The organism is Pseudomonas sp. S10E 269, from assembly GCF_002798465.1.
Taxonomy (GTDB): Bacteria; Pseudomonadota; Gammaproteobacteria; order Pseudomonadales; family Pseudomonadaceae; genus Aquipseudomonas; species Aquipseudomonas pergaminensis.
Genome location: NZ_PHIJ01000001.1, coordinates 65,645 through 78,073, shown reverse-complemented (window position 1 = coordinate 78,073; position 12,429 = coordinate 65,645). Strand labels below are relative to the sequence as shown.

General features: G+C 62.4%; 12 protein-coding genes. 5 read left to right on the top strand and 7 right to left on the bottom strand.

Features of this window, described 5'->3' with window-relative positions; all coding sequences use genetic code 11:
• The first annotated feature begins 6 nt into the window (after positions 1 to 6).
• A complete protein-coding gene (locus tag CWC48_RS00385) occupies positions 7 to 2,157 on the top strand; it encodes a lipase family protein (protein WP_100491116.1) in 2,151 nt (716 codons plus the stop codon).
• 9 nt (positions 2,158 to 2,166) lie between these two features.
• Here the strand turns inward: CWC48_RS00385 and codA are convergent, their stop codons facing one another.
• The 7 genes from codA to CWC48_RS00345 form a co-directional block, all read right to left on the bottom strand.
• Entirely contained in the window at positions 2,167 to 3,402 is a 1,236-nt protein-coding gene (gene codA / locus CWC48_RS00380; protein WP_100491115.1) for a cytosine deaminase, read from the bottom strand.
• A gap of 27 nt (positions 3,403 to 3,429) precedes the next feature.
• A complete protein-coding gene (locus CWC48_RS00375) occupies positions 3,430 to 4,635 on the bottom strand; it encodes a PucR family transcriptional regulator (RefSeq protein WP_100491114.1) in 1,206 nt (401 codons plus the stop codon).
• Entirely contained in the window at positions 4,632 to 5,900 is a 1,269-nt protein-coding gene (codB, locus tag CWC48_RS00370) for a cytosine permease (RefSeq protein ID WP_100491113.1), read from the bottom strand. The genes CWC48_RS00375 and codB overlap by 4 nt, the downstream gene beginning before the upstream one ends.
• Before the next feature lie 191 nt (positions 5,901 to 6,091).
• A complete protein-coding gene (locus CWC48_RS00365) occupies positions 6,092 to 6,715 on the bottom strand; it encodes an NUDIX hydrolase (protein ID WP_078047776.1) in 624 nt (207 codons plus the stop codon).
• Between the two features lie 8 nt (positions 6,716 to 6,723).
• Positions 6,724 to 7,164, bottom strand: coding sequence for a GNAT family N-acetyltransferase (locus CWC48_RS00360; RefSeq protein ID WP_078047777.1), 441 nt, complete (start codon positions 7,162 to 7,164; stop codon positions 6,724 to 6,726).
• A 92-nt stretch (positions 7,165 to 7,256) separates the two neighbouring features.
• Positions 7,257 to 7,613, bottom strand: coding sequence for a 6-carboxytetrahydropterin synthase QueD (gene queD / locus CWC48_RS00355; RefSeq protein ID WP_003190259.1), 357 nt, complete (start codon positions 7,611 to 7,613; stop codon positions 7,257 to 7,259).
• Between the two features lie 931 nt (positions 7,614 to 8,544).
• Positions 8,545 to 9,624 carry a patatin-like phospholipase family protein gene (locus tag CWC48_RS00345; protein ID WP_078047778.1) on the bottom strand — a complete coding sequence of 360 codons (1,080 nt, stop codon included), beginning with the start codon at positions 9,622 to 9,624 and terminating at the stop codon, positions 8,545 to 8,547.
• Positions 9,625 to 9,782: 158 nt separating this feature from the next.
• Between CWC48_RS00345 and CWC48_RS00340 the strand changes: the two genes are divergently transcribed.
• The 4 genes from CWC48_RS00340 to CWC48_RS00325 are packed head-to-tail and all read left to right on the top strand — an operon-like array spanning position 9,783 to position 12,374.
• Positions 9,783 to 10,085 carry a PepSY domain-containing protein gene (locus CWC48_RS00340; RefSeq protein ID WP_078047779.1) on the top strand — a complete coding sequence of 101 codons (303 nt, stop codon included), beginning with the start codon at positions 9,783 to 9,785 and terminating at the stop codon, positions 10,083 to 10,085.
• The gene (locus CWC48_RS00335; RefSeq protein WP_078047780.1) at positions 10,085 to 10,396 is read left to right on the top strand and encodes a PepSY domain-containing protein; all 312 of its coding nucleotides are present in this window, start codon (positions 10,085 to 10,087) and stop codon (positions 10,394 to 10,396) included. The genes CWC48_RS00340 and CWC48_RS00335 overlap by 1 nt, the downstream gene beginning before the upstream one ends.
• Positions 10,396 to 11,064 carry a response regulator transcription factor gene (locus CWC48_RS00330; RefSeq protein ID WP_078047781.1) on the top strand — a complete coding sequence of 223 codons (669 nt, stop codon included), beginning with the start codon at positions 10,396 to 10,398 and terminating at the stop codon, positions 11,062 to 11,064. Before CWC48_RS00335 ends, CWC48_RS00330 begins: the two co-directional genes overlap by 1 nt.
• Entirely contained in the window at positions 11,061 to 12,374 is a 1,314-nt protein-coding gene (locus CWC48_RS00325) for a sensor histidine kinase (RefSeq protein WP_099490963.1), read from the top strand. The genes CWC48_RS00330 and CWC48_RS00325 overlap by 4 nt, the downstream gene beginning before the upstream one ends.
• Positions 12,375 to 12,429 lie beyond the last annotated feature (55 nt).

The window sequence follows — 12,429 nt, the reverse complement described above, 5'->3', positions numbered from 1 at the left end:
ACGCGCATGCAACTGGATGCAAGGAAGCAGTCTTTTTTCAGTGAAAATAAGCCGGCCTGTCCGTTAAGGGGCCATTGGGTGAGCTTTCGCCTGGTTGATGAACTAGGTAGTGGCACGGCATATGGTGGTCTGCCTTACACCGTCTACGATAGTGCAGGCCAACAGTACAAAAGCAGGCTGAATGGTGATGGCTTTGCCGAGCTTAGCGATATTTACTGCGGACCCGTGGTCCTTGTTTTTGACGACCTCTACTCGGGAACGGAGCAGCCGTATCAGCGGCTGATGTTGCGCCACGCTTATAAGCTTCCTATCACCGAGCTTCAAATTCGCGCTGAGAGGACTCGATTTACTCGCCCCGACGGTCTGCGCACCGGAGGTAATCCGGCACAAAAAAAGGCCAAACGGTTCTATCAGGTTGAAGTGCGCGACTTGGTTTGCCATGTTGCCCACTTACCGCCTGTGGAGCCGCGAACTCATCAACCCCGAGGCCATGCATTGAAAATGTTGGCCGACCTTGGATTCGGACCGCCCCAACAGACCTTGGCGGGGATCGTATTGTTTCCAAACGACCATACCGTTTTGGAGGTTCGGCCACTGCGAGCGTTTCGTCCGATGCTTTCAATTGGAGACAGCTTCTGTGCCTTGAACCTGTATCAGCTGGCTTTGATGGCCACGCTGAGCTACTGCAATTTCGGCCAGGAGCCACCTCAACGGCCTCAAGACCAAGTTCGATTTTCCCTCGACCCCAGCGTCGGTCATTTTTTTGCTGAAAAACTCTCGGGTTATCACGAGGCCTGGCGAGTCGATGCAGAGCAGCAGCACTGTTTCTACCCCCTCTACGAAGAAGTCCCGTACTCCAGGCGCTTCGAGATACTGCCCTTCGATCCTGCGTTGTACCCGCAAAACCGACCGGAGTTGGGGGATAAGCAGGAGCACCCGGCGCGTTTGCACTTTTTCGATGATGAGGAGTTCGGTACGGATACCCAGGCATTTATCAGCCACCATGACGAGGTAATCCTGATTGCAGTACGTGGTACCGCCAGCGCAACGGATGGGTTACGGGATGCCAATGCCCATCAGGTGGCTTTCGCCGAAGGCGTCGGCAAGGCACACGAAGGCTTTTATCAGGCTTACAGAGCCATGCGCGATTTTGTGCTGCGTTACCTAAGCCAATTTCACTCAGGCCAACGACTAATCATTTGCGGCCACAGCCTGGGCGGCGCAATTGCTTTGCTCCTTGCAGAAGGCCTGCGCCGAGCACCGGAGGGGGACTACAACATCCTCCTCTACACCTACGGCGCCCCTCGCGCCGCCGACGCCGAATTTACCCTCGGTGCCTCAACCCTGGTCCACCACCGCATCGTCAACCACAACGACCCCGTCCCCAGCGTGCCCGCCCCGTGGATGAACACCACCGCCAAACTCTGGGTCCCAGGCGCCGTCACACTGTTCAGCGCCCCCGCGCCGGGTGGACTGCTGTTTGCCGCCGGCCTGGTACGTTTCGGCGGCAACCCTTACCAGCACCATGGCGAACAGCAACACTTCATGCCGATCGTGCTCGCCGATGGCACGCATTCCTCGGTGTTGTGGAAGCCGGGTTGTGAATCCATCCAGGAAGCCGGCTGCAACCGAGCGTTGCAACTCCACGGCGACATGCCCAATCGTGACAACCTGCTCCGGCAGCTATTCCAGGCCAACCAGCACTTTATGACCGCCAGCTACATCCCGGCCGCTTGGGCGACCCTCCGGCGTTGGCAACAAACCCTGGAAAGCAGCGGGCCCCTGATAACGCCGAGGGAGTTCGAACTGGTCGACGGTGCCCTCGAGACCATGCGCCAGCAACTGCGCAACAAGCGCCGTGAACTGTCCCGCCTGAGGCCGGCCAACGACCGTGGCTACGAGCACAACGAAGCCTTGAACGCCGAGATCGACCGCTTGCACACCAGTCGCGAACGCCTTGCAAGCCTGCGTTGGCGCCGTCTGGAAGCCCGAGACGTCTATGGCAGTCACGCCCACAATGCCAACTTGCAATCGAGCCTCAAGCGTTGGTTCAGCCACCGTGAAAACCGTGAGCCGGCCCAGGTCGCCAGCATCCCTCCCGACCTGCCACACGAATGGGGGAGGGCGCAGACGCTGGATATCGACGCGATCGTCTGAACCAGGCCTCTAAACGAACTCAACCTGGGCTGGCTGGCGCTTCATCAACACCTTGCCGTCACGGATCGAATACAGCGGCAGGCCCTGGCTGCGGATCACCTCGTAGTCGCTGTCCGCCGAGAGGATCAACAGGTTGGCAGGTCGTCCAGGCTCCAGGCCGTAGCGGTCACCCAGGGCCATGGCCTTGGCGCTGTTGTCGGTGACCAGGTCGAGGGCATTCTGCAGGTTGCGGTAGCCGAGCATGTGGCAGATGTGCAAACCGGCTTCGAGCACCCGTAGGATGTTGCCGTTGCCCAGGGGGTACCAGGGATCGACGATGGAGTCCTGGCCGAAGCACACGTTCATGCCGGCCTCCAGCAGTTCGTTGACCCGGGTGACGCCACGGCGCTTTGGGAAGGTGTCGAAGCGGCCTTGCAGGTGAATGCTCTCGGTGGGGCAGGAGACGAAGCTGATACCGGAGTGCCCCAGCAGGCGAAAGAGTTTGGCGCAGTAGGCATTGTCATAGGAGCCCATGGCGGTGGTGTGGCTGGCGGTGACGCGTGCGCCCATGCCACGGCTGCGAGCCTCTTCGGCCAAGACTTCGAGGAAGCGCGAATGCGGGTCGTCGGTTTCGTCGCAGTGCACGTCTACCAGGCAGCCGGTGCGTTCGGCCAGGTCCATCAGGAACTTCACCGAACTCACGCCCTGGTCGCGGGTGTATTCAAAGTGAGGAATGCCGCCGATCACGTCGGCGCCCAGGCGAATGGCCTCTTCCATCAGTTCGCGGCCGTTGCGGTAGGACTCGATGCCTTCCTGGGGGAACGCAACGATTTGCAGGTCGATCAGATGCGTACTTTCCTGGCGGACCTCCAGCATGGCCTTGAGCGCCGTGAGGTCCGGGTCGGTGACGTCGACATGGGTGCGCACATGCTGGATCCCGTGGGCGGCGAGGGCCTGGATCGTCTTCTTGGCGCGGGTCTTGGTGTCTTCCTGGGTGATGGTGGCCTTGCGTTCGCCCCAGCATTCGATGCCTTCGAACAGGGTGCCGCTCATGTTCCAGCGCGGCTCGCCGGCGGTCAACGTGGCGTCGAGATGGATATGGGGTTCGACGAAGGGCGCAATCACCAGGTTGCCGGCGGCGTCCAGGTCGTCGGCCGCCGCAATCGGTGACCCCGTTTGTGTGGTGATGCTGGCGATCCGGCCATGTTCCAGGTGCAGATCATGCAGGCCTTCACGGTTGCGCAGGCGGGCGTTGATGATGTGCATGGGCAAGTTCCTCTTGGCTAAAAACAATCAGGCAGACAGTCGCCAGATCATCAGCGCGATACCGATGTCCAGGCGATCATAAGCGTTATCCAGCGTCAGGCCACACAGGGCTTCGATGCGCTGGACACGGTGCGTCAGGGTGTTGCGGTGCACGGCCAACCGCTGTGCGGCGGCCACAAGGTTACCATTCTCGTGAAACCAGGCTTCCAGGGTGGGCATCAGGCTGGGGCCGTGGTGCGCGTCGTGGCGCAGCAACGGGCCGAGGCGTTCGTTAAGGAAGTGATCGAGCAGGGCGCGATCGCGCACGCCGCTGAGCAATTTGAGCACGCCCAGTTCGTCGTACACGCACAGCCCGGCACGCTCGCTGAACCGCCGCGCAGCCGCCAGTGCCTGGCGCGCTTCATCCTGCGCCTGGGCCAGGCGTGCCGGCGGGTGCGCGGCGGCGCTGAGGCCGATAAACAATTTGAGTGGCGCCAGGCGCAGGTTCAGCGGGTTGAGCCAACCGGCCAATTGCTGGCGATTGGCCAAGGCGGCGACAGCATCCGGCGCCGGCAGCAGCAGCGTCCATTGCCCGGCCCGCCCAAGTACCGGCAGCCCCGCCGACAACTGGCGCAAACGCCGGCTGATAGCGTCATGCTGTCGGGCCAGTTGCGCCTCGACATACGCGGCATCGCCCTGGGCAAACAGCAACTCGCTGCCTTCCAATTGCAGCTGCACAACCTGCCAGTGGCCGGCCAGCATCAGGCCCAATTGCACGCCACGGTGCAGCAGCAAATCCAGGGATTGGTAATCGCCAGTCAGCAAACGCTCCAGCACATCGTGCCGCGAGCGCCCCAATTGCTCGGACTGGATCAGCGCCGAGCCAATGGCCTGGGTCACCAGCACCATCTTCAGCGAATAAGGCTGCTCGATCAGCGGCATGCCAGCGGCCTCGGCGGCCTGGAGCAAGCGCTGGGGGATCGCCTGGATATACGCCGGCCCCGTGAGAATCACCAACCCGGCCACCTGGCGCTGACAGGCCTCGTCCAGCAGTTGCAACAAGTTGGCCTCATCCCGCGGGTGATTGATCCCGGTGACGAACACCAGTTCGCCGCCCAGCACCCACTCGGCAATCCCGCTGTTTTCCGCCACGTAGGGCCAGCGCACGCCATTCTCCAGGCCTGCCGCACCGGCGCGCAGACACATGGACTCCAGGCCCGGCAGGGCCAACACCTCGGCAATGGTCAGGTTCATGCCTGGGCGTCAGCCAAGGGCACACGCACCCGCAGTACAGCGGTGAGCACGATGTAGGTCAGCGATGCGGCAACAATGCCCACCAACGGCGCGACCCAGGGCGAGTTGAACGCCAGCACGGTGCCCACCGCATAGGCCACCAGCCCTGTCCAGTTGAACGCTGGCAGGCGTGCATCGGCCAGGCGTGGATAGTGGCCGCGATAGCGGTAGAAGAAGTCAGCCATGATCACCCCGCCAATCGGTGGGATCACCGTGCCCAGCAGAATCAGGTACGGCACCAGCATGTCGTACATGCCGAGTAACGCCAGCAGAGTGCCGATCACCGCACCGGCCAGGGTCACGGTCTTGCGCCGCTTGGTGCGCAGCAGGTTGCAGCCGGCCACCGCGAAGTTGTAGATGGTGTTGTCCTGGGTGCTCCAGATGTTGAGCAGCAACATGGCCATCGCCGCCATGGCAAAGCCTTGCAGCAGCAACACTTCGACCACGTCCGGTTGTTGATAGACGATGGCACCGTAAGCGCCGATCAGCACCATCAAGCCGTTGCCGATAAAGAAACCGATCAGGCTGGCCAGCACCGCGACCTTGGCCGAGCGCGAAAAGCGCGTCCAGTTGGTGGCCTGGGTCGCGCCACTGACAAAGGTGCCGAACACCAGGGTGATCGCCGTCGACACGTCCAACTCACCGGTCGGCACCACGGCGAGCAATCCTTCCAGCCCGCCGACCTTCACCGTGGCGACCCACATCGACAGAAACAACAGGATGCCCATTGCTGGCACCGCGATATAGGACAAAATCTCCAACCCGCGATAGCCGATGTAGGCCGTGGCGCAGAACACCAGGCCGAACAGCACCATCAATGCCAGCACGCTGCCCTGGCCCAGCTCGAAGTACTTGCCCAAGACCACGGCGGCCGTGGCGGTACCCCAGGCGTACCAGCCGATCTGGGTAAAGCCAAGGATCAAGTCGCTGAGCTTGCTGCCCACTTCACCGAAGCAGAATCGGCCCATGAGCACCGAATTCAGCCCGCTCTTGAACGCGATGTAACCCAGGCCTGCGGCGTAGATACCCAGCAGCAGGTTGCCCAAGGCCACGACGCCGAGCATGTCGGTGAAACTGAACGCCACCCCCAGCTTGCCGCCGGCAAACATGGTCGCGGTGAAAAACGTAAAGCCCAGCAGCACCATGGCGGTCGACGCCAGGCCCTTGCGCGCATGCATCGGGACTTCGCTGAGGGGGTAATCGTTGCCCGGTTCTTGCTGCGTCATGTGCCTTGCTCCCTGAATGAGTGACGCAGGCCTATTGCACCGCGCGTGCCAAGCCGACAGCAGTGACGCGCGCACGGTCAGCGCTGTGCACCGTGCACAGTATTCATGGCCAAACAGAGGGGAAATGGCGGCAGGGATGTTCGCAGTGCCCAATCGGGCACGAAAGCGGTGCAGCGGTGATACAAAATGGATCAGTCGAACAGCGTGGAGGTCGTCTCGCCACGATGGAAGGCGAATGCAGCCTCCAGATCACTTTCGATGGTGCGCCCACGGGACAGCGGCGGCAGCTCATCGAGGCGGAAAAAGCCCACTTCAGTGGTCTCGAAACCCGCCATCGGCGCCGACTGATCCACCGGTTCACACAGGAAGTACAGCTTGTAGAAGTCCCGCACGTCCGGCCGATACAAGCCCTTGGCCTTGTGCGTGACGCTGTACAACGCCCGCGCTGTCACCGTCAGCCCGGCTTCCTCGCGGATCTCCTTGACGATATTTTCCGCCGCAGACAAGCCGATGTCGGCATACCCGCCCGGCAACGCCCAGCAGCCATCGGTCAATTCGCGCACTAGCAGAATCCGGTCGCCCTCAATGACCGCACCGCGCACGTCGATCATCGGCGTCGAATAGCGCTGGGCAAAGTCGGTGACCAACCCGGTGATACGCTCCAAGGGCACATTGCCCAATTGCGCGAGCATGCTGTGGGCAATCTCGGCAATTTCTTCCAGGCGCTCGCGTTCGAAATCATCGGTGCAAAAGTGCAAGCCCGTGGAGGCCAATGCCTGCAAGCGTTTGGCCTGGGCCAGCCAGGTGTTTTCCATGATTACTCCTACAGGTACTTGGTCATATACACCCGACGCAGGCCGTGTTCTTCGGCGCGGTGGGTCTCGACATAGCCACGCCGGGTGTACAGCGTGATGTTCTCGGTCATGGCTTCGTTGGTGTAAAGGCGGATGGCGGCGAAGCCAGCGCCGAGCGCCCGTTGTTCGGCGAAATCCATCAGCAACCGACCGAAGCCTAGGCCCTGGGCGTCCGGGGCGACGGCGAGGTTATCCAGCAACAGCGCGCCGTCTGTGTCCCGCAGGACAATAAACCCCCGGACCCGCCCGCCATGCTCCAGCACATGCACGCCACCGGCTTCCACTTGCTGGTGATAATCCTCCAGCATCGGCCCGGGCTTGCGGCCGATCCGTTCGATGTATGGCGCGTAGGCTGCCTGGACGATAGCCTCGATAGCAGCAACATCATGGCTCGTGGCGGGGCGCATCATTGCAGCGGGCTCCTTGTGGGTAGGGAGCCATGACTGTAAGGGAGCCAGGCACAAAAAAACCACCGCAAGGGTGGTTTTTTCATCGCGCCGGCTTATTCGCCGCGATAGATGCAGCCGCTGGTGCAGGTCTCGTGGATGCGGATCGCACTGAGCTCGGGCAGCAGGGGTTTCAACTCATTCCAGATCCACTTGGCCAGCACTTCGCTGGTGGGGTTTTCCAGGCCTGGGATGTCATTGAGGTAGTTGTGGTCGAGACGTTCATAGAGCGGCTTGAAAATCGCCTTGATCTCCGAGAAGTCGCGAATCCAGCCGGTATGGGGATCCAGGTCGCCGCTCAGGTGGATTGCCACCTTGAACGAATGCCCGTGCAGGCGCCCGCATTTGTGGCCTTCCGGTACGTGGGGCAGGCGGTGGGCGGATTCGAATGTAAATTCCTTGAAGATTTCCACAGTGTTTTCAGCTCGGTCGATGTCTGGCAGGCGGCGAGTTTAACAGCTTGATTCGTTGCTGCGCATACCGTCCCTCTGTAGGGGGCGGCTTGCGGGCGAAATGGCGAAATGTAGATGGCAGGTGGCGAGGGGGCTTGCCTGCAAAGGCGGCCTGACAGCCGACCACTCTCCAACTGTCCCCCCGCGATCCAAAAATGTGGGAGCTGGCTTGCCTGCAAAGGCGGCCTGACAGCCGACCACTCTCCAACTGTCCCCCCGCGATCCAAAAATGTGGGAGCTGGCTTGCCTGCAAAGGCGGCCTGACAGCCGACCACTCTCCAACTGTCCCCCCGCGATCTAAAAATGTGGGAGCTGGCTTGCCTGCGAAAGCGGCCTGACAGCCGACCACTCTCCAACTGTCCCCCCGCGATCTAAAAATGTGGGAGCTGGCTTGCCTGCGAAAGCGGCCTGACAGCCGACCACAATCTAACTATCACCCCGGGATCCAAAAATGTGGGAGCTGGCTTGCCTGCGAAGGCGGCCTGACAGCCGACCTGGATGTGGGATCTGGCGGGGTACATATCCGTTGCTGCGGTAACGGCCGCTTATGGTTCCGCTCTTACAGCGGCTCACTTTTGGAAAGGCCGGAATGCCGGCCCAGCCAAAAGTAAGCAAAAGGCCTTCGCCCCAACACTCGGCACCTCGCCTAGGCTCGGTGTGCCCGTAATCCGACAGGTATTTGGGGGGCCGCCGCCACGCGCCATCCATGGCGCGGGGCGGCTAAACCGGCATCCCTGCCGGTTTACCCCCCCAAATCCCTGTCGAATTCCGGCCAGCGTGTTTGACGGGGCGCCTGAGATCAAAAGCGAGATCAAGATCAAAAGCGAGATCAAGATCAAAAGCTGGATCACGAGCGGCTCGCTTCGCATCGTGGTTAGTGGGGAGGTGGCGGCTACAGGGGCTGTAGGCGCTCGCCCAAGCGGCCGTTATCGGCCAATGCCAGGAATTCGTCTCCCAGCCGTTGGCTTTCGCTCATCGCGGTCTGCCAGTATTTGTTGCGGCTGGGGTCGTCGCCCATGAAGCGCTTGAAGTCGCTGCGGTCCGGGAGTTTGCCGTGAGGCAGGCGGGCCAGGTAGTCCTTGGACGGCGCCAGCAGTAACACGTCCTGCAGGCCCTGTTGGTTGCTGCGCCGCCACGGCAGGCCTTTGTCGAACCAGCCGGGGATGACTCGGTCGGTGAAGTGGGGGTACAGCACGATGTCATCGCCGTGGTAGGGCAGGTCGAGGTGGTAATCCAGCAGGCCGCCATCGCGGTAGGTACCGGCGCCGGCGCCCGGCAGGTCGCGCACGCCTTGCATGACCATGGGGATCGAGCCCGACGCCAGCAGTGCCTGGCGCAGGTTGCCCAGTGCCAGGGGCAGGAAGCGTGAAGGGAAGTCCTTTAACGGATGCACGGGCGGCGCCTGGCGCGGGTCGTGGATGATCAGGCGTTCGAAATGCCGCGACAGCCGCGCGCGGCCTCGCAGGTTGTCGGCGATCACCGACGACAGGCCCAGCCCGAGGCGTCCACGGTGGTCATCGGCAAGCAGGCCATGACTCTTGACCACCATGATATTGAGGCGGTAGTCCGGGTTGTCCAGCACCCGTGCATCGCGGCCGGCCAGCAGGTCGTCGAGCATGCGCTGGCAACTCTGGCTGACCTCGGCCATGGTCACGCCTTTGGCAAAGCGTTGTTCGTTGTACAAGCGGCCGAGGTCCAGCAGGCCTTGCACCGGGTCGGGCAGGCAGGCGCTGGCAAACCGCCAGGAGCCGATGGACGCGCCGATCAGCGCCCGTTCCCGTGGCGCGCGGGGCAGCCAGTCGCCGAACAGTGCCAGGTCCAGTCCCTGGATGCCCAGCGCCTTGGGGCCACCGGCCGCGCCGGGCAGGATGCCGACATCGGCAGGCTTGAGGCCTTGCTCACGAATGCGCGCAAAGGCGCGTCTGCCGGCCTTGAGGGTAAGGGCGGGAAACTTGATGTGGATGGCTGTCATACCGGTCTCTGGTCGAGCGAGCGGGGCATTATAGAAAATCTCGTGGGCAGTGGGGAAAAGGCCTTGGCGGAAATTGCCATGGTGGCAATTCAGTTTCAGTTAAGTTGCAGGGCGTACGGTGGCTGGCGTAGGAAAACATCCTGTAACGGAGACATATCATGAAGCGCCTCACTGCTCTGGTCGCCACCGGTATCATCGCCCTCACGGCGACCCAGGCCCGAGCCGTGGACCCCGACAAACCACTGATAGTGCCGGCCACTGTTACTATTGTCGCCTTTGACCAACTGGAAGCTGCGGCCCTGGCCCTGCACCCCGGTTCGACACTGCTGGATACCGACCTGGACGAGGCCTACGGCAAGTACGTCTACGAGGTCGAATTGGAAGATGCCCACGGCATCGAATGGGATGTTGAATTGGACGCGCTCACCGGGCAGGTTCTCAAGAATCATCAGGATACGTAATGAAGGTAAATTTACGCGCCGGCAGTCGCGTGGCGCTGGTGCTCATGGCATTTTGCTCCAGCCTGGCGGCCCGCGACCTCAACCAGGATGAAGCCTTGGCATTGCGCCAGCAGGGGGTGATCCTGCCGCTGGAGCAACTGTTGCAGCAGGCCATGGCGCGCTATCCCGGCTCGCGCCTGCTGGAGGCCGAGTTGGAAAAAAAGCACGGCCAATATGCCTATGAAGTGGAACTGGTGACCACCGAAGGCGTGGTGCGCGAGATCAAGCTGGACGCGACCACCGGTGTGTTGATCAAAGATGAGGAAGACTGATGCGCCTGCTTTTGGTGGAAGACAACGTACCCCTGGTCGATGAACTGCTGGCCGGTCTGCAGCGCCAGGGCTATGCCGTCGATTGGCTGGCCGACGGGCGAGACGCCGTGTACCAGGGCCGAAGCGAGCCCTACGACCTGATCATCCTCGACCTCGGCCTGCCGGGCCTGCCTGGGCTTGAGGTGCTGGCGCAATGGCGCGCTGCTGCGCTGACCACGCCGGTCCTGGTGCTCACCGCCCGCGATTCCTGGGCCGAGCGCATCGAAGGGCTCAAGGCCGGCGCCGACGATTACCTGGCCAAACCCTTTCACCCCGAGGAGCTGCACCTGCGCATCCAGGCGCTGTTGCGTCGTTCCCACGGCCAGGCAAACCAGCCCACGTTGCAAGCCGCCGGCCTGCACCTGGATGAGGGTCGCCAGTGCGTGCTACGCGACGGCGCGGAGATCCAGCTGACCGCCGCCGAATTCCGCCTGTTGCGCTATTTCATGCTGCACCCCGAACAAATCCTGTCAAAAAGCCACTTGGCCGAGCACCTGTACGACGGCGAGACCGAGCGCGACTCCAATGTGCTGGAAGTCCACGTCAACCACCTGCGTCGCAAGTTGGGCCGCAGCGTGATCGAGACCCGGCGCGGCCAGGGTTACCGGTTTGGCGCCAGCCCTGCATGAGGTCGATCCAGCGACGCCTGAGCCTGGGGCTGATCAGCGTGATGGTGATCGTCGGCGTGGTGTTGGCACAAACCAGCCTGTGGCTGTTCGAAGCCGGTCTGCAGCGCTACCTGGAAGCCGGCTTGCGCAATGACGCCGAAAACCTGCTGGTGGCGCTGGTGCGCGGGCCCAACGGCGTGCAGCTGGATGAGCAGCGCCTGTCGCCGGCTTACCAGCGGCCATTTTCCGGGCACTACTTCCGCATCGATTTTGCCGACACCCACTGGCGCTCGCGCTCGTTGTGGGACCAGGAGCTGCCGCGCCTGCCCGAGGTCGGCCTGAAGGGCAACCTGCAATTGGGGCCCGAAGGCCAGCAACTGCTGGTGCTGCGGTCGGACTACAAGCGTTTCGGCCAGCCGATTTCCATCAGCGTGGCCCAGGACTACACCCCGGTGCGCGAAAGCTTCCGCCTGATGCGCCAGATCGGCCTGGTGCTGGGGCTGGCGGCGCTGTTGCTGGTGCTGGTCCTGCAACGTGTCACCGTGCGCCGCGCCCTGCGCCCGCTGGAAACTGCGCGCAACCAGATCGCCCAGTTGCAACAGGGCCAGCGTTCGCAACTGGACACCCAGGTGCCCCTGGAGCTGGAGCCGCTGGTGGCGCAGATCAACCACCTGCTGGCCCACACCGAAGACAGCCTCAAGCGTTCGCGCAATGCCCTGGGCAACCTCGGCCATGCGCTCAAGACCCCATTGGCGGTGCTGTTGAGTGCGGCGTCGAGCGAAGCACTCAAGGATCGCCCCGAGCTCAGCACACTGCTGCGCGATCAACTGGAGCAAGTGCAGCAACGCCTCAACCGCGAGCTCAACCGCGCCCGCCTGGCCGGGGAAACCTTGCCGGGCGCATTGTTCGACTGCGAAAAAGAACTGCCCGGCCTGCTCGCTACCCTGAACATGATCCACGGTGAACACCTCGACCTGAGCTACCACGTCGCTCCCGGCCTGCAACTGCCTTGGGACCGAGAGGATTTGCTGGAACTGCTCGGTAATCTTTTGGATAACGCCTGTAAATGGGCGGATGCCGATGTGCGCCTGACCGTCACCGAGACTGAGCGCAGCTACCTGTTGGCGGTGGAAGACGATGGCCCTGGCATTCCTGAAAGTCAGCGCGACCAGGTATTCAGCCGTGGCGCGCGCCTGGATGAGCAGATTGACGGGCATGGTCTGGGGTTGGGGATCGTGCGGGATATTGTCGAGGTATGGGGCGGGGTGTTGCAGTTGCAAGAAAGTGAGTTGGGTGGCCTCAACGTGCTGATTGAATTGCCCAAGCGATGATGCAAAACCTGTGGGGGGCGGCTCGACGGCGATGGCGGCCTGACAGCCGACCACA

What these genes read in the sequence shown, in the direction of transcription:
- CWC48_RS00385 (WP_100491116.1), top strand. Translation starts at nt 7, where the DNA reads ATGCAACTGGATGCAAGGAAGCAGTCTTTTTTCAGTGAAAATAAGCCG.
- codA (WP_100491115.1), bottom strand. Translation starts at nt 3,402, where the DNA reads ATGCACATCATCAACGCCCGCCTGCGCAACCGTGAAGGCCTGCATGAT.
- CWC48_RS00375 (WP_100491114.1), bottom strand. Translation starts at nt 4,635, where the DNA reads ATGAACCTGACCATTGCCGAGGTGTTGGCCCTGCCGGGCCTGGAGTCC.
- codB (WP_100491113.1), bottom strand. Translation starts at nt 5,900, where the DNA reads ATGACGCAGCAAGAACCGGGCAACGATTACCCCCTCAGCGAAGTCCCG.
- CWC48_RS00365 (WP_078047776.1), bottom strand. Translation starts at nt 6,715, where the DNA reads ATGGAAAACACCTGGCTGGCCCAGGCCAAACGCTTGCAGGCATTGGCC.
- CWC48_RS00360 (WP_078047777.1), bottom strand. Translation starts at nt 7,164, where the DNA reads ATGATGCGCCCCGCCACGAGCCATGATGTTGCTGCTATCGAGGCTATC.
- CWC48_RS00345 (WP_078047778.1), bottom strand. Translation starts at nt 9,624, where the DNA reads ATGACAGCCATCCACATCAAGTTTCCCGCCCTTACCCTCAAGGCCGGC.
- CWC48_RS00340 (WP_078047779.1), top strand. Translation starts at nt 9,783, where the DNA reads ATGAAGCGCCTCACTGCTCTGGTCGCCACCGGTATCATCGCCCTCACG.
- CWC48_RS00335 (WP_078047780.1), top strand. Translation starts at nt 10,085, where the DNA reads ATGAAGGTAAATTTACGCGCCGGCAGTCGCGTGGCGCTGGTGCTCATG.
- CWC48_RS00330 (WP_078047781.1), top strand. Translation starts at nt 10,396, where the DNA reads ATGCGCCTGCTTTTGGTGGAAGACAACGTACCCCTGGTCGATGAACTG.
- CWC48_RS00325 (WP_099490963.1), top strand. Translation starts at nt 11,061, where the DNA reads ATGAGGTCGATCCAGCGACGCCTGAGCCTGGGGCTGATCAGCGTGATG.